This window comes from Streptomonospora litoralis (genome assembly GCF_004323735.1).
Classification (GTDB): domain Bacteria; phylum Actinomycetota; class Actinomycetes; order Streptosporangiales; family Streptosporangiaceae; genus Streptomonospora; species Streptomonospora litoralis.
Window position 1 is genome coordinate 769,718 of record NZ_CP036455.1, and the last position, 16,514, is coordinate 786,231.

Consider the following 16,514-nt stretch of genomic DNA (forward strand, 5'->3'; position numbering starts at 1 on the left):
GCTCCGTTCGCGTGTTCTAGAATCGAACACATGACGATCGGCAGGCGTTTAGCGGAGGCCCGCGCCGAGTCGGGGATGACTCAAGCGCAATTGGCGTCTGCAGTCGGGATGGCCCGGAGCGTAGTCGCCAAGATCGAGAACGAGACACGGCGCATATCGGCGGTGGAATTGGTTTCCGTCGCCCGTGAACTCGACCGCCGGGTGGAGTGGTTCGTCGTTGCGGGGCCGCAGGCCGTCGTCTCCCACCGGGCCAACCGCACGGAACCGACGACCCGCGCCATCGACACCGAACTCGAGCGGATCGTCCGCGACGTCGAGTTCGTCGCCGAACACGCGGTCGGACTGATCGAGCGTCCGCCCGCGACCCAGCGTCGTCCCGCCTCGCCCTCCGAGTCCGAGACTCTTGCGGCCGACGCCCGGCGCTTCCTCTCGCTTGAGCCGGGTGAACCGGTGCAGGATCTCTCCGTCCTGTTGCCCGGAATCGGTCTGCTGCCCTTCGCCGTACACCTGGGCCAGGGAGCCGACGCGGGGACCGTATTGCTCCAGCGGGGCGGAGTCTGCCTCGTCAACGGCGATACCGGAGTAGGGCGGCGCCGTCTCGCACTTGCGCACGAGCTGGGCCACTATCTTGTCGCCGACCCCTACACCACGGACTGGAGAGTCGCCTCGGCGGACGCCGATGCGCTTGAAGCGCGCCTGGACAGATTCGCACGCGCACTGCTGCTGCCTGAGGCCGCCTTGCGCCAGAGCTGGGCGGAATGGCGCGCGCGCCCCGACGAGTCGCTGCGTGACTCGGCCGTGCGGGCGGGCAGTCACTACCGGGTCGACATGGCGACCCTCAGTCGGCGACTGGCCGAACTGCGGATCGTCGACGCGTCCGAAGCGGCGGACATCCGCCGCGTAAAGACGACGCAGGGCGATATCGTCGAAAAGGATCTCGTCGTCCACCGCGAACTGGAGCCGGTGTTCCTGCCGCGTCCTTATCAGCAGGCGGTGCTCTCCCTCTACCGAAGCGAGACGGTCACCTCCGACCGGGCACTGGGACTCCTGATGAACACCTTCAGCGAGGACGACCTTCCCGACCTCCCGGCTGTACCCGAGGGCGAGATCTGGTCATTCATCTCGTGAACGCGGCGACACACTGCTACGTACTCGACACCGGTCCGCTGAGCCACTTCGCACGCAGCCAGTGGCTCGGAGTGCTCAAGTTGGTGCTGAAGGGCTCCCGCGTCGTGATCCCCGATGTCGTCCGAGACGAGCTGATACGCGGTGGTGCACAGCATCCCTATATGCATGCGGTATTCGAGCAATCATGGATCGAGGTCGTCGCCCTCGACACCGACGAGCTCCTGCACGCCTTCGCGCGGTACGAACGGCGCCTCGTCGGCGCTAACGGAAAGAACGTCGGCGAGTGTGGCGTGCTCGCCCTTGCCGGCTCGCTGCCGCACGCTACCGCTGTAGTCGACGACCGCGTGGCGGGAAACGCTGCGAAAGCCGCCAACATCCGAGTACGCCGGACCCTCGGGCTGTTGTGCGAGGGGATCTACCGTGGCGAACTCACTGTGGCGCTCGTCTCCGCCGTGGCCGACGACCTGATCGCCGACGCTTACCGGTTGCCCTTCGAGCCGGGCGGATTCGCCAAGTGGGCCGAAGCCCAGGGGCTTGCCGGCCCCTCCGCTGATTCGGGCGAGCCGGACCCGGGAAGGTGACGCGCCGACCGGGAGGGCTCCCTGTGGGCGCGGTGGCATCGACGGCGGCTGTGCGGGCAGAGTGGAGGTATGCCGAACCGTCTCGCCGAAGCGACAAGTCCCTACCTGCTCCAGCACGCCGGGAATCCCGTCGACTGGTACCCCTGGGGTGACGCGGCCTTCGCCGAGGCCCGGCGTCGGCAGGTGCCCGTCCTGCTGTCCGTGGGCTACTCGGCCTGCCACTGGTGCCACGTCATGGCGCACGAGTCCTTCGAGGACCCCACCACCGCGCAGATGATGAACACCGGCTTCGTCAACATCAAGGTCGACCGCGAGGAGCGGCCCGACGTCGACTCCGTCTACATGGAGGCCACCCAGGCCATGACCGGCCAGGGCGGCTGGCCCATGACGGTGTTCCTCACCCCCGACGGCGCGCCCTTCTACTGCGGCACCTACTTTCCGCGCGAGCACTTCCAGCGACTGCTCATGGGCGTCTCCCGCGCGTGGGAGGAGGAGCACGAAGGCGTGGTCGAACAGGGCCGGCGGGTCGTCGAGGCGCTGAGCGGCTCCCGTTCGCTCGGGCGCGGCAGCGCACCCGGGCCCGAGGTGCTCGACGAAGCGGTGGAGCTGCTCTCGCGCGAGCACGACGACACCAACGGCGGCTTCGGCGACGCACCCAAGTTCCCGCCGTCGATGCTGCTGTCCTTCCTGCTCGCCCACCACGCCCGCACCGGCGCCGAGCGAAGCCGCGCCATGGCCGCGCACACCGCCGAAGCCATGGCCCGCGGCGGGATCTACGACCAGCTCGGCGGCGGCTTCGCCCGCTACTCGGTCGACGCCCGGTGGGTCGTGCCGCACTTCGAGAAGATGCTCTACGACAACGCGCTGCTGCTGCGCGCCTACACCCGGATGTGGCGCACCACCGGCGACCCGCTGGCGCGGCGGATCGCGCTGGAGACCGCAGAGTGGCTGATCTCCGATCTGCGCACCGACGAAGGCGGGTTCGCCTCGGCGCTCGACGCCGACAGCGAGGGCGAGGAGGGCCGCTACTACGTGTGGACGCCCGGGGAGCTGCGCGGCGTCCTCGGCGACGACGACGCCTCCTGGGCCGCCGAACTGTTCGGCGTGACCGAGGAGGGCACCTTCGAGCACGGCTTCTCCGTGCTGCGCCTGCCCGCCGACCCCGCCGACACCGACCGCTACAACCGGGTGCGCGCGGCACTGCTGGCCGCGCGGGCCGACCGCGTCCGCCCCGACCGCGACGACAAGGTGGTCGCCGCGTGGAACGGACTGGCCGTCGCGGGGCTGGCCGAAGCCGGAGCGCTGTTCGACCGTCCCGACCTGGTCGCGCACGCCGGCGCCGCGGCCGACCTGCTCACCCGTGTGCATGTGCAGGGCGACCGCCTTGTGCGCACCTCGCGCGACGGCGTGGCCGGACCAAGCGCCGGCGTCCTGGAGGACTACGCCGACGTCGCCGAGGGGCTGCTGGCGCTGCACGCGGTCACCGGCGAACCGGAGCGCGTGGCCCTGGCCGGTCGGCTGCTGGACACCGTGCTGGAGCACTTCGGCGACGGCGAGGGCGGTTTCTACGACACCGCCGACGACAGCGAGGCGCTGTTCAACCGCCCCCAGGATCCCACCGACGCCTCCACGCCCTCCGGCCGGTTCGCCGCAGCGGGCGCACTGCTCACCTACGCCGGGCTGACGGGCTCCGAGCGCCATCGCACGGCCGCCGACGAGGCGCTGGCGGTGGCCGTGCCGCTGGCGCGCAAGGCTCCGCGGGCGGCGGGCTGGGGGCTCGCTGTCGCCGAGGCCGTGCTGTCGGGGCCGCTGGAGATCGCGGTGGTGGGTCCCGCGGACGACCCGGTCACCGGCGAACTGCACCGCATCGCCCTCCTGGAGGCGCCCTTGGGCACGGCGGTCACCCGCGGCGAGGGCGGTGGTTCGACCGAGGTGCCGCTGCTGCGGGACCGGCCGCTGGTCGACGGTGCCCCGGCGGCCTACGTGTGCCAGGGTTTCAGCTGCAGGCTGCCGGTGACCACACCCACCGCGCTCAGTGAGCAGCTCGCGGGGGCCGCAGGGTGACGCACGCAGGCGGGCCGCCGAGCGGCGGCCCGCCGATCGCTGCGCCGCGCGTCGGCGTCGGCGTGCGGCGGTTCAGCGTTCCAACCGGGTGGCGGCGATGATGCGGTCGATCACATTCGGGCTGTGCGCGGGTCGGCGGACTTCCAGGTAGAGGGTCGTGCCGTGGTCGCGGGCGGCCAGCAGGGCGACGGCCACCGTGGTCGGCTGCCCCGGGCAGTCGGACCACTCTCTGATCTCGCCCGACCAGTCGGCTCCGGTGAAGGCGCGCCGTTCCGCCTGCCCGGCACAGGGGGAGCCGGTCAGCATCGCGTCGAGGTCGCGGCCGGTGCCGGGCAGCAGGGCGGCGAACACCCCCGCCACCGCCGCCTCGGGGTCGTCCCAGCTGTCGAGGTCGGTGGCCACCAGCACCCCTGAGGCGCGGTCGGACTCGACCGCGCTGGGCACCGCCCGGCCGTTGTGGAACTGCTGGGCCCAGGCGGCCGGGACCGCGAGGTGCAGGTCGTCGCCCGCGTAACGCACTTCGGTGAGGGCCCCTACGGTGGAGGCCGCCGCGCCTGTGGTGCCGGCGACCAGCGCCGCGGCCGCGACCCCCGCGGCGACCGCACGCTGCCAGGCCCGGCGGTACCGCACCCACCACGGTAGCTGTGAGCGCAGGTCGGGTGTCATCCGGATGGCGCGGATGCGGTCGGTGAAGGCTTTGGCGTCAGATGGCCGGGCCGCGCGGTCCTCGGCGAGCGCGGACATGATCACGTCGTCGAGTGCGCGCGGCACTCCGGGGCGCAGCCGCCGCGGCGGCACCCGCACCGGCGGGGGCGGCGGCCGCCGCCCGGTAATCAGCTCGTAGGCGACGGCGCCGAGAGAGTAGACGTCGGCCCGCACGTCCAGGTCGCCGCCCGGCCCGCGCTGCTCGGGGGACATGTAGCCGGGCGTGCCCGCGGCCGCGGTGAAGCCCGAGGCGCCGTCGATGGCCTTGGCGAACCCCAGATCGGCGACGAGCACTCGTTGGCCCACCGGGGACGACTGCAGAAGCACGTTGGAGGGCTTGATATCCCGGTGGATGGTGCCGTGGCGGTGGAGGACGGTTACGCCTTGGCCGATTTCGGTCAGCAGCCGCAGGGCCTCGTCCAGTGGAAGGGGGCCCTTGGCGGTGAGGTCGGCGACGCTGCCCTGGTCGGCGTAGGGCATGACGAAGTACGGCCGCTCGTCGGGGAGCGTGCCGATGTCATGCACCCTGACCAGCCATGCGGAGTCGGCCTGGCGGAGGATCCGGGCCTCTTCCATGAAGCGGTGGTGCACATCCAGTTGGTGCGACCAGTTCTCGGCGAGGACTTTGACGGCCACGGGGGTGTCCAGCCGGTCGTCGTGCGCGAGCCATACTGTCGCGAACGAGCCCGAGCCGAGATGCCGAATGACGCGGTATCGGCCGAAAGTGTCCGGTTGTGCCACAGGTAGTGCCTTACCAGTGCCGCAGGGGCCAAACGTCGGGGAGGATGCTGTGCGCAGGGCGGCGAACGGGTCCGGGGAGCCGCTTCGGCCCCCTACGCGTCGAAGGGGGATGTGAACCTCATAGTGGGGGACGGGCGTGTAACAGGTGTAGACGACGAAGCGTCTTTCAGGGGAGCTGGCAGCCGTGGACAACAGTGAGAAGGGCTCGGGATCCCGCCGGCCGGCGGCCAGGGTCGACGATTCCCTGGAGGATCTCGCCCGCAGGGCGCGCGACGGCGACTCCGCGTCGCTGGACGAATTGCTGCGCAGGATCCAGCCGGAGGTACTGCGGCGCTGCGCCCGGTTCCTGCCCTACCGGCAGGACGCCGAGGAGGCGTGCCAGGACGCGCTACTGCGCGTCGCCCGCAACATCGGCGGCTTCAAAGGCGATTCGCTCTTCACGACGTGGCTGTATACGGTGGTCTCGAACTCGGCGCGGCAGACCTACCGGTCGATGAAGCGGCGCTCCGCGGAGCTTCCCACGGAGTCCGACCGCATACCGAACCAGCGCGACCCCCGTACCACCAGCGTGATCGCGGGTTCCCGGATCGACCTGCTGGAGGCCCTCGACCAGCTCGAACGCGACCGCCCCAACCTGGTCGCCCCGCTGGTGCTGCGCGACCTCTGCCAGATGGACTACAAGGAGATCGCGACCGAACTCGACCTCGCGCTGGGCACGGTGAAATCGCGTATCCACGAGGGCCGCAAGCACGTCCGCGCGTCGCTGCAGTGACGGAATCCGGCGAATCGGCCTAGGCTGGACACGTGTAGGCGCGCATTGCTCGGGTCGTTGCGCCGAGTGCGGTGGCATGGACTGGCGCGTCCGCGCCTGTCCCCCGATCGCGGCGAAAGGTAGCGTCCCATGGGGTTCCGTGACCCCCTGTACTGGCTTTACGAGCGTCGGCTGGAGCGTTCGCTCGGCACGTTCGAAATTCCCCGGCACGTCGGCGTCGTCCTCGACGGAAACCGCAGATGGGCCAGGATCAGCGGCCTCGCCAACGTCCAGCAGGGCCACCAGGCCGGTGCCGAGAAGATCTTCGACCTGCTGGGGTGGTGCGACGAGGTCGGCGTCCAGGTGGTCACCCTGTGGCTGCTGTCCACCGACAACCTCGCCCGGCCGCGCGAGGAGCTGGAACCGCTGTTGAAGATCATCGAGGACACGGTGAGCCGGCTGCGCCGCGAGGGCTGGAACGTCAACCCCATGGGTGCCCTGGACCTGCTGCCCGATTCCACCGCCCGCGTGATGAAGGAGGCGCACGCGGCCACATCCGGAAACTCCGGCCTGATTGTGAATGTTGCGGTCGGGTATGGAGGTAGACGTGAGATCGCGGATGCGGTGCGGTCGCTCCTCCTCGCCGAGGCGGCCAAGGGCACCAGTATCGAGGAGCTCGCCGAGCGCCTCGACCTGGAGCACATCGCCGAGCATCTCTACACGCGCGGCCAGCCCGATCCGGATCTCCTCATCCGCACCTCGGGCGAGCAGCGACTCTCCGGGTTCATGCTCTGGCAGAGCGCACAGGCGGAGTTCTACTTCTGCGAGGTCTTCTGGCCGGCCTTCCGCAAAGTCGACTTCCTGCGTGCGCTGCGTGCCTATGGTGCGCGCAACCGGCGCTTCGGCTCCTGAGCCGCCTCCTTCCCGAACCGGCCGCACCGCCCCGCTGACGAAACGGAGGAAATGCCGCGTAACGGGGTGTTCACATGCCGTGCGACCTGGGGGTCTTGCTCTTTCCAAGGAGCCGGGTACCGTCGAAAGCAGTGGACGGTGCCCATCCGTTCACTCGGGAGGCCCCGAGCGTTTGAGGTCCTGGCCAGTGAAGGAACTCATGGACACGAGGGCCGGTCCCGGCCCTGTCGGGGCTGGTCCCGGTCCTTGGTATCCCGTGAGACCAGGGCGCCCAGCTGCGCCCAAAGGGGAGAACGAGTGGCTAGTTCCTCGACCCACCGCCGTGCCGACGACACTCCCGACCTAGCTGACCAGGGGGGCAAGCGGCGGACCTACGTGCTCGACACCAGCGTCCTGCTGGCCGATCCGGCATCGATCGGACGGTTCGCCGAGCACGGGGTGGTCCTGCCGATAGTCGTGATCACCGAACTGGAGAGCAAGCGACACCACCCCGAACTCGGGTATTTCGCGCGCGAGGCGCTGCGCCGGCTGGACGGCCTCCGTGTCGCCAACGGCGGCCTCGACGTCGACATCCCGGTGAACGAGGAAGGCGGCACGCTGCGGGTTGAGCTCAACCACAGCGACCCGTCGATCCTCCCGGCGGGGTTCCGGCTGGGCGACAACGACACCCGGATCCTGACCGTCGCGCGCAACCTGCAGGCGGAGGGCGCCGATGTCGTCCTCGTCAGCAAGGATCTCCCAATGCGGATCAAGGCTTCCTCCATCGGGCTCACCGCCGACGAATACCGCGCCGAGCTCCCCATCGAGCACGGGTGGACCGGCGTGGCCGAGCTGGAAGTCCCCGCCCACGAGGTCTCGGCACTGTTCGAGGGCGGCGGCACCGCCGATATCGAGGCGGCGCGCGACTTCCCCTGCCACACCGGGCTGATGCTGGTCTCCGAGCGGGGCAAGGCGCTGGGCAGGGTTCTCCCCGACAAGTCGGTCAAGGTGGTCAAGGGCGACCGCGACGTCTTCGGCCTGCACGGCCGCAGCGCCGAGCAGCGGATCGCCCTGGACCTGCTCACCGACCCCGAGGTCGGCATCGTCTCCCTGGGCGGGCGCGCCGGTACCGGCAAGTCCGCCCTGGCGCTGTGCGCGGGCCTGGAGGCCGTCCTGGAGCGCGGCCAGCACCGCAAGGTCATGGTCTTCCGTCCGCTCTACGCGGTGGGCGGCCAGGAACTGGGCTACCTCCCCGGTACCGAGAACGAGAAGATGTCGCCCTGGTCCCAGGCGGTCCACGACACCCTCTCGGCGGTCACCACCCAGGACGTCATCGACGAGGTGGTCGACCGCGGCATGCTGGAGGTCCTGCCGCTGACCCACATCCGCGGGCGCTCGCTGCACGACGCGTTCGTCATCGTCGACGAGGCGCAGTCGCTGGAGCGCGGCGTACTGCTGACCGTGCTGTCGCGGCTGGGCGAGAACTCCCGCGTGGTGCTCACCCACGACATCGCCCAGAGCGACAACCTGCGGGTCGGGCGCTACGACGGCGTCGTGGCCGTCGTCGAGAAGCTCAAGGGCCACCCGCTGTTCTCCCACATCACGCTCACCCGGTCGGAGCGGTCGCCCATAGCGGCCCTGGTCACCGAGATGCTGGAGGGCTGACTCGGTCCGATCGCGCGCAGACGCCGGCCTTTCGTATGCGGGATTGCGACGGAGGTCCCCCGGGTCCGGGTGCCCGTCGCCGGCGAGCCGGCGACGGGGCCGGATACCGGTTCGCGACGTGGATAACCACCGTTAATACGGAATTCGGACGTCCGCGCGGGCGCGTGCGATAGAACCCTTGGGCGAGCTGCCGTCCGACTCCCGCAGGAGGCCCTCCCGTGCCCGCGTTCCCTGATCCCGCCGAGTCCCCCGCGTCTCCCGCAGAGCCGCCCGAAGGCTCCGTCCCCCTTGCCGCGCCCGCCGGCGCGGCGCAGACTCCGCCCCGGCGCTCGGTGCTGCGCTACGGCGCGGCCGGACTGGGCGCCGCCGCCGTCGGCGCGCTGCCGGCCGCTCCCGCCCTGGCCCACGGCCGCAACCGGCCGAGCCTCACCCACGGCCTGCAGTTCGGCGACCCCCGCCGCGACGGCGCCGTGGTGTGGACCCGCGCCGACCGCCCCGCTCGCATGGTCGTCGAGGTCAGCAACCGCCCCGACTTCAAGCACGCCCGGACCCTGCACGGCCCGTGGCTGACTCCCGCCCACGACGGCACCGGCCGCCTCCGCATCCACGGCCTAGAGCCGGGGCGCCAGGCCTATGTCCGGGTGCGCGCCGAGTCCGGGCGCGCCTCCAGCGAGGTGCTGGAGGGTTCCTTCCGCACCCCCGGCGGCGACGACCCGATCCGGTTCGTGTGGGCCGGCGACGTGGCGGGCCAGGGCTGGGGCGTCAACCCCGAAATCGGCGGCGGCATGCCGATCTTCACCGCCATGGCCGATCGCGAGCCAGACTTCTTCCTGCACAGCGGCGACGCCTGCTACGCCGACGGACCGCTGCAGGAGCGCGTGGAGCTGCCCGACGGCCGGGTGTGGCGCAACCTGGTGACCGAGGCGAAGTCCAAGGTGGCCGAGACCCTCGACGAGTTCCGCGGCCAGTACGCCTACAACCTGCAGGCCGATGCGCTGCGCGGCTTCGCGGCCCGGGTCCCGCAGATCGTGCAGTGGGACGATCACGAGGTCACCAACAACTGGTATCCCGGCGAGGTGCTCGAAGACGACCGCTACCGCGTCCGCCGGGTGGACGTCCTCGCCCGCCGTGCGCACCGGGCCTTCCACGAGTGGCAGCCGATCGTCCGCCGCGAGGCGGTCGACGGGCGGATCTTCCGCAAGATCGGCTACGGGCCGGACCTGGACGTTTTCGTGATCGACATGCGCCACTACCGCGACGCCAACTCCGAGGGCACGGACCGCTTCGAGAACGTCCTCGGCTGGCGGCAGGCCGCGTGGCTGATGCGGGAGCTGGCGCAGTCGCGGGCGACCTGGAAGGTCGTGGCCTCGGACATGCCCATCGGACTCGTCGTGCCCGACGGCGACGTGATCGAGGGCGTGGCCAACGGCGCGGACGGGCGGCCGCGCGGCCGGGAGTCGGAGCTGGCGTGGGTGCTGCACGGCCTGCACCGCCGTGGTGTGCGCGACGTGGTGTGGCTGACCGCCGACGTGCACTACACAGCGGCACACCACTACTCGCCCGAGCGGGCCGCGGCACCCGAGTTCACGCCGTTCTGGGAGTTCGTCTCGGGCCCGCTGCACGCGGGCGCGTTCGGTCCCAACGAGCTCGACCCCACCTTCGGCCCGGAGGCGGCCTTCGTGCACGCACCGCCGCGGGCCAACATTTCGCCCCTGGAGGGCTTCCAGCACTTCGGCGAGGTCGAGATCGACCCCGCGAGCAAGGACCTCACGGTGACCCTGCGCGACGGCCAGGGCGACGCCCTCTGGGCGAAGACCCTGACGCCCGAGCGGCGCGGCTAAAGCCGTGTTTGACGGGGAGCAGCGGGCACCGGGGACGGTGGCAGGTCGGGGACCGCGGTTGTCGGGTCGGTGCTCGCCGGTGGCGGTTGCGGCGGGGGGCGGCGTTGGGCCACCGGGGGCCGGTCGGCGCATCTATTGCGCGGTTTCCACCGGATTGCGGCCGCTGTCTGGTCGAGACCCCGCAATAGGTGGCACCGGTCCCGCGGCTTGGCCCGTCTATCGTGAACTTATGGTCGCAGGTAAGCGTATTCCGCGGCCATAAGTTCGCGATACATCGCCGGATGGGCCGGCATCCCGCAGGCGGCGGAGCGCGCCCCGGCGCTAGCGTCGCCGGTACCGGGGTGGACGACTCATCGGCCGTATGGGAAGCTACCCGCGTTTTGCGGAGGGGACGTAGATGGAGACCATGCCGACGCGGGAATGCTGTGCGCTCACCGACTGCCCGTGGTGCAGCCGCACCGGCCTCGTGTGCCACTACTGCCGGGGCGAGGGCAGTTGGTCGCCCGAGCGTCCCGTCGCCGACGGCAACGGGATGATCACCTGGGAGCGTGTCGAGGAGCAGTGCCGGATGTGCGCCGGCACCGGCAAGGAGCACCGGCACCTGCCGCTCGACTGAGGGGCGCAGCGCGCGGAACCGGCCCGGCCCGCGGTGGGACGGTCGTCACCGCCGATTCCCAGGGGTTCGCGGCCTCCCCTCCGGGATGGACGCGCGGGCCGTCGCGCCGGAAACCACCGTCCTCCTGCGGGAGGCTCTGTCGGTTCGCGGCATTTTGCGCTGACTTTGCGTGATGTGAACTACGCCATATCGGAATCCGTGTTATCCGGGCGTGATCATGCGGCAGGGTGGTTGCCGTTGCAATAGGAGCCCTTGGGGCGCGCGTTGCGGATCCATGATCCTTCCCCCGATGCCCGCGCGAACTCCTCCCCCCGGGCGAGGCCGGTCGGCGGCGGTTCGATGCCCGCCTCGCCCCACCCCCTTGAACGCGGAGACCCAGGGCACAAGCGCGATCGCGCACGCATCCCGCCGGGTGCGCGACTGGCGAAAGGGCAGTTGTTGCTAATCAACCGGATCTCGCTGCGGGTGGCCTCGGCGGTCGGCTCGGCAGCGGTGGTCGCAGGTGCGGCGTTCGCCGTCACCGCCTTCGCCGACCAGGGTGTCGACCCGGGCGAAAGCGCCACGGCCGCCGTGATCCCCGACGCGTCCGGCGGCCCGCAGCAGTTCTTCGCCGGCGCGGAGCAGCTCTCCGACGACCGGCTGAAGGATCAGCGCGACCAGGTCCGCGACCGCCTCGCCGACGTCACGGGCCCCGTGAACGGCTCGGCCACGACCAAGGAGAAGAAGAAGGAGGAGGAACCCGAGGAGCCGGCGGACACCGGTTCGGACTCCGGCTCTCAAGCCGGATCGGGCGACTCCGGCGGCGGCTCTGCGGCCACCGGCGACCCCAAGGGCATCGCACGGTCGATGCTGGGGGACTACGGGTGGAGCTCCGACCAGTTCTCCTGCCTGGAACCGCTGTGGGAGAAGGAGAGCAACTGGGACCACACCGCGCAGAACCCGAGCTCCGGCGCCTACGGCATCCCGCAGTCGCTGCCCGGCAGCAAGATGGCCAGCGCCGGCTCGGACTGGCGGACCAACCCGGCCACGCAGATCGAATGGGGGCTGGGCTACATCCAGGACCGCTACGGTTCCCCCTGCGAAGCCTGGAACCACTCCCAGGCCAACGGCTGGTACTGACCGCCCGAGGCGGAACGCGCGAACGGCGGGGGCCGGCCGCGGCCGGCCCCCGCCGTCGAAGTATCCGGACGTGCCGCCGCATCGGCGGGCCCGTCCTGTGGAGGACTACTGCGAGTTGGTCATCCGAAGCACGTCCAGGGCCTCGTCGAGCTGGGCCTCGGTAAGCTTGCCGTCGCCGATGTAGCCGCGCTCCAGCACGACCTCGCGGATGGTCTTGCGCTCGGCCAGGGCCTGCTTGGCGACCTTGGCGGCCTCCTCATAGCCGATGTAGCGGTTGAGGGGCGTCACGATCGACGGCGAGGATTCGGCGTACTCGCGGCAGCGCTCCTCGTTCGCCTCGATGCCGGACACACAGCGGTCGGCGAAGACCCGCGAGACGTTGGCCAGCAGCCGGACCGACTCCAGCACGTTGCGCGCGATCATCGGCAGCTGCACGTTCAGTTCGAAGTTTCCGGCCGAACCGCCGAAGGACACCGCCGCGTCGTTGCCCACCACCTGCGAGGACACCTGGAGCATGGCCTCGCACAGCACCGGGTTGACCTTGCCCGGCATGATCGAGGAACCGGGCTGCAGGTCGGGCAGCAGTATCTCGCTCAGGCCGGTGCGCGGCCCCGAGGCCATCCAGCGGATGTCGTTGGCGACCTTGACGTAGCCCACCGCGATCGTGCGCAGCTGCCCCGACAGCTCCACCAAGCCGTCGCGCGCGCCCTGGGCCTCGAAGTGGTCGCGGGCCTCGGTCAGCGGCAGGCCGGTGGCCGCGGCGATCTCGGCGATCACCTGCGCGGCGAAGCCCTCGGGGGTGTTGACGCCCGTGCCCACCGCGGTACCGCCCAGGGGCAGCTCGGCGACGCGCGGCAGGCTGGCCTCCAGGCGCTCCACTCCGTTGCGCACCTGGGCGGCGTAGCCGGCGAACTCCTGGCCCAGGGTCACCGGGGTGGCGTCCATCAGGTGGGTGCGGCCGCTCTTGACGACCGCGGCGAACTCCTCGGCCTTGGCGGACAGCGCCTGCTCTAGGTGCCGCAGCGCTGGAATCAGGTCGTTGATGACGGCCGACGTGGCGGCGATGTGGATCGAGGACGGGTAGACGTCGTTGGACGACTGCGACGCGTTGACGTGGTCGTTGGGGTGGATCGCGGCGCCGGAGCGCTGACTCGCCAGGGTCGCGACGACCTCGTTGGTGTTCATGTTGCTCGACGTGCCCGAGCCGGTCTGGAACACGTCGATGGGGAACTCGCCGTTCCAGCGGCCTTCGGCGACTTCCAGCGCCGCCTCGCGGATGGCCTTGCCGAACTCCTCGGGGATCACCCCCAAGTCCGCGTTCACCTTGGCCGCGGCGGCCTTGATGTGCCCCAGAGCGGCGATGTTGGCGTGCTCCAGGCCCTGCCCGGAGATCGGGAAGTTCTCTACGGCACGCTGGGTCTGCGCGCGCCATTTGGCCTCGGCGGGAACCTTGACCTCACCCATCGAGTCGTGCTCGATGCGGAATTCGCTCATCGTTGAAAGACACCTCCAGGAAACCTGCACCCAAGAGTGCCAGACGCCCGGCCCCGGCCGGGCGGCAACCCCGCCGCCGCCTGCGCCTACGTGCCCGGCGCGGACGCGGTGCGCCACGGGGCGCAGCCCTCACTCCAGCGCCGTGCGCCGGCCGCGCCCCCGGCGCAGCCGGCCGCGGCGGCGGGCGGTGCGGATCCGCACCGAGCCGAGCAGGGAGAGCCCCGAGACCTCCAGTACCGGCGCGTCGCCGCCGCGCGGAGCCCGGACCGCCGAGCTGCGCCGCGCCAGCAGGGAGCGGCCGCGGATGTGCACCCGGACGCCTTCGGGGACGGTCACCTCGATCCGCCCGAAGACGCTGACCGCCGTCAGCTCTACGCGCTCGCGCATCAGCAGCGCATCGCTCAGATCGAGTTCCAGCGTGGCGCCGACGGCCAGCGCGGACTCGCGCGGGCGCACCACCCACCGTCCCGAGCGCCGCAGCGGGGAGAACAGGGCCGCCAACGGGGTCTCGTCCACCCGGATCGGCTGCTGATCGGGCGCCAGCAGATCGGTGAGGACCGGCGGCAGTTCGCCGAGGGTGCGCGCGCGGTAGACGCGGTCGGCGCGCTCCTCGAACTCGGCCGGGTCCAGCCGCCCGTCCTCCACCGCGGCGCGGAGCGCCGCGGCGACCCGCTCCCGGTCGGAGTCGGAGGCGCGGATGCGGGCGGGGGAGAGGCCGTTGCTCACCCTGCCGACGTTAGCCGCTGTAGAGGGCGCGCGAGCGGCCGGTGGAGCGGACGGCGACCGGCCCCCGCCCCGCTCATACCGAGGGCAAAGGCCGTCCACAGGCGGGAAAAGGAGTGGATAATCGTCTCTGCCCGCTTCTACGGTTATCCCATGTCACTATCGGGACATCGCTCTGGAGCCGGCCCGGCCGAACCGTTGGACCCCGACGATCCGGCCGAGCCCGCCGACCCTTCCGATCGCGCCCACCCGGCGCGCCATGCCGCGTCCGAACCGCGCACAGCCACCGGGCGCGAGCCGGAGCCGACGGACGCAGACGCCTTCGACGCCCCGCCCGCCATCACGCTGCGCGACGTCGTCAAGCGCTTCGGCACCTTCACCGCCGTCGACGGCCTGAACCTGGAGGTCCCCGCGGGGACCGTCTTCGGGCTGCTCGGGCCCAACGGCGCCGGCAAGTCCACCACGATGAAGATGCTCACCGCGCAGAGCCGAGCCGACTCCGGCGAGATCACCGTACTGGGCCACCCGGTGCCGCGCGCCTCCAAGCACGCCCGCGCCGAGATGGGCGTGGTGCCCCAGCACGACAACATCGACGAAGAGCTGACCGTGCGCGAGAACCTGGAGGTCTTCACCCACCTCTACCGGGTGCCGCGGGCCCGGCGCGCCGAAGCCGTCGACCGCGCCCTGCACCTGGCACACCTGGAGGACCGGGCCGACACCAGGGCCGACAAGCTGTCGGGCGGTATGCGCCGCCGCCTGCTGATCGTGCGCGGGCTGGTGCACAGCCCGCGGCTGGTGCTGCTGGACGAGCCCACCGTCGGCCTCGACCCCCAGGTGCGCCAGGAGTTGTGGGGCCTCATCACCGCGCTGCGCGCCGAGGGCGTCACGGTACTGATGTCCACCCACTACATCGAGGAGGCGGAACGCCTCGCCGACGTCGTCGCGCTCATGGCCAAGGGCAGGGTGGTGGCCCGCGGTGTTCCGGCCGACCTCATCGCCCGCCACGCCGGTTCGACCGTAGAGGAGTACGCGCTGGAGCCGGGTGCTGCCGAGGAGACCGAGGAGCGCGTCGCCGCGGCCGGGCTGTCCACCCGCCGCACCGGAGCGACACTGTCGGTGCTGCGTGCCGACGAACTCCCCGCCACCCTGCGGGACTCGCTGGGCCGCGGCAGCGCCCGCGCGGGCAACCTGGAGGACGTGTTCGTCACGTTGACGGGGGAGCGTGTGGATTGAGTCCTTCCCACCTCGCGACCAGGGTGCCGGGGCTCGACCGCGGAGTGCCCTGTTCCACCGTCCAGAGCCCGCGAGCCCGAAGATCCGTGCCGCCTCCCCGGCCACGTGGCCGGGGTCTTCCCGGAGGTGCCAGATGAGCAGCCAGACCACCGCCCGGCCGACCGCGGAGGCCCGGCCGGAGCGGCTCGCGCCGCCGGGGAGGTTCGAGTTCGCGCCGATCGCCGCGGTGCTGGCCCGCGAGTGGGCCCTGTACCGGCGCAGCTGGAAGCCCACGACCTTCGCGGCGGTCGTCGAGCCGGTCATCATGCTGCTGGCGTTCGGCGTGGGGCTAGGGTCGCTGGTCGGCGCGATCGGCGGCTACGAGTACATCCACTTCCTGGGTACCGGCATCGTGGCCACGTCGGTGCTGTTCACCTCGATGTTCCCGGGGCTGATCGACACCTATGTGCGCCGCGTCTTCCAGCACACCTACGACGGCATGCTGGCCACCCCGGTCGACGTGCGCGAGCTGGTCACCGGCGAGGCCAGTTGGATCGCCTGCAAGTCCGGCATCTACGGGTGCGCTCCGCTGCTGGTCGCGATCGCGTTCGGGCTGCCCGCCTCACCCGCGATGCTGCTGGTGCCCGTCATCGCGTTCGTCACCGGGTTCGGGTTCGCCCTGGCCGGCGTCTGGATGTCGGCCGCCGTGCCCTCCATCAAGACGATGGACTACATCATCTCCGGTGTCATCACGCCGCTGTTCCTCATCGCGGGAACGTTCTTCCCGGTCGCGACGCTGCCCGGGTGGGCGCAGGTCGTGGCGAAGATCAACCCGCTGTACCACTGCGTCGAGCTGGTGCGCGGCACCGCGTTCGGGATGGACCTCGCCACCGCCGCCGGCCACTTCGCCGCACTACTTGCCTTCGTCGCGGTGGTGTGGTGCCTGGCCGTGTTCCAGATGCGCCGCAAGCTGATCGACTGAG

The 16,514-nt window shown here is 71.1% G+C and carries 14 protein-coding genes; 11 read left to right on the forward strand and 3 right to left on the reverse strand.

The genetic code is table 11. The features are described from left to right. Positions 1–30 precede the first annotated feature (30 nt). The 3 genes from EKD16_RS03345 (at position 31) to EKD16_RS03355 (ending at position 3,773) form a co-directional block, all read left to right on the forward strand. Complete coding sequence (locus EKD16_RS03345) at positions 31–1,128, forward strand: XRE family transcriptional regulator (protein WP_131097040.1); 1,098 nt, start codon at positions 31–33, stop codon at positions 1,126–1,128. Further along, positions 1,125–1,709 carry a hypothetical protein gene (locus EKD16_RS03350; RefSeq protein WP_131097041.1) on the forward strand — a complete coding sequence of 195 codons (585 nt, stop codon included), beginning with the start codon at positions 1,125–1,127 and terminating at the stop codon, positions 1,707–1,709. The genes EKD16_RS03345 and EKD16_RS03350 overlap by 4 nt, the downstream gene beginning before the upstream one ends. 69 nt (positions 1,710–1,778) lie before the next feature. Next, positions 1,779–3,773, forward strand: a complete 1,995-nt coding sequence (locus tag EKD16_RS03355) for a thioredoxin domain-containing protein (protein WP_131097042.1) — start codon at positions 1,779–1,781, stop codon at positions 3,771–3,773. A 72-nt stretch (positions 3,774–3,845) separates the two neighbouring features. Here EKD16_RS03355 and EKD16_RS03360 read toward each other — a convergent pair whose 3' ends face one another. Then, positions 3,846–5,219: a serine/threonine-protein kinase gene (locus EKD16_RS03360; protein WP_131097043.1), complete on the reverse strand. Its 1,374-nt coding sequence runs from the start codon at positions 5,217–5,219 to the stop codon at positions 3,846–3,848. A 175-nt stretch (positions 5,220–5,394) separates the two neighbouring features. Here EKD16_RS03360 and EKD16_RS03365 point away from each other — a divergent pair, with 175 nt between their 5' ends. The 6 genes from EKD16_RS03365 to EKD16_RS03390 all read left to right on the forward strand — a co-directional run bounded on the left by EKD16_RS03365 (position 5,395) and on the right by EKD16_RS03390 (position 12,102). Next, complete coding sequence (locus EKD16_RS03365) at positions 5,395–5,991, forward strand: RNA polymerase sigma factor (RefSeq protein ID WP_394347336.1); 597 nt, start codon at positions 5,395–5,397, stop codon at positions 5,989–5,991. A 129-nt stretch (positions 5,992–6,120) separates the two neighbouring features. Then, a complete protein-coding gene (locus tag EKD16_RS03370) occupies positions 6,121–6,882 on the forward strand; it encodes an isoprenyl transferase (RefSeq protein ID WP_131097045.1) in 762 nt (253 codons plus the stop codon). Positions 6,883–7,257: 375 nt separating this feature from the next. Further along, the gene (locus tag EKD16_RS03375; RefSeq protein ID WP_131101966.1) at positions 7,258–8,526 is read left to right on the forward strand and encodes a PhoH family protein; all 1,269 of its coding nucleotides are present in this window, start codon (positions 7,258–7,260) and stop codon (positions 8,524–8,526) included. Positions 8,527–8,744: 218 nt separating this feature from the next. Beyond that, positions 8,745–10,367, forward strand: a complete 1,623-nt coding sequence (locus tag EKD16_RS03380) for an alkaline phosphatase D family protein (protein ID WP_131097046.1) — start codon at positions 8,745–8,747, stop codon at positions 10,365–10,367. A gap of 397 nt (positions 10,368–10,764) precedes the next feature. Further along, positions 10,765–10,983: a hypothetical protein gene (locus EKD16_RS03385; protein ID WP_131097047.1), complete on the forward strand. Its 219-nt coding sequence runs from the start codon at positions 10,765–10,767 to the stop codon at positions 10,981–10,983. Between the two features lie 438 nt (positions 10,984–11,421). Then, positions 11,422–12,102 carry a lytic transglycosylase domain-containing protein gene (locus tag EKD16_RS03390; protein WP_131097048.1) on the forward strand — a complete coding sequence of 227 codons (681 nt, stop codon included), beginning with the start codon at positions 11,422–11,424 and terminating at the stop codon, positions 12,100–12,102. 105 nt (positions 12,103–12,207) lie between these two features. Here the strand turns inward: EKD16_RS03390 and EKD16_RS03395 are convergent, their stop codons facing one another. Together EKD16_RS03395 and EKD16_RS03400 are read right to left on the reverse strand one after the other, a co-directional pair. After that, a complete protein-coding gene (locus EKD16_RS03395) occupies positions 12,208–13,596 on the reverse strand; it encodes a class II fumarate hydratase (protein WP_131097049.1) in 1,389 nt (462 codons plus the stop codon). Positions 13,597–13,725: 129 nt separating this feature from the next. Continuing rightward, entirely contained in the window at positions 13,726–14,322 is a 597-nt protein-coding gene (locus tag EKD16_RS03400; RefSeq protein ID WP_131097050.1) for a DUF1707 SHOCT-like domain-containing protein, read from the reverse strand. 150 nt (positions 14,323–14,472) lie between these two features. Between EKD16_RS03400 and EKD16_RS03405 the strand changes: the two genes are divergently transcribed. Further along, positions 14,473–15,552: an ABC transporter ATP-binding protein gene (locus EKD16_RS03405; protein ID WP_131097051.1), complete on the forward strand. Its 1,080-nt coding sequence runs from the start codon at positions 14,473–14,475 to the stop codon at positions 15,550–15,552. Positions 15,553–15,685: 133 nt separating this feature from the next. Further along, positions 15,686–16,513, forward strand: a complete 828-nt coding sequence (locus EKD16_RS03410; RefSeq protein WP_131097052.1) for an ABC transporter permease — start codon at positions 15,686–15,688, stop codon at positions 16,511–16,513. Position 16,514: the final 1 nt, after the last annotated feature.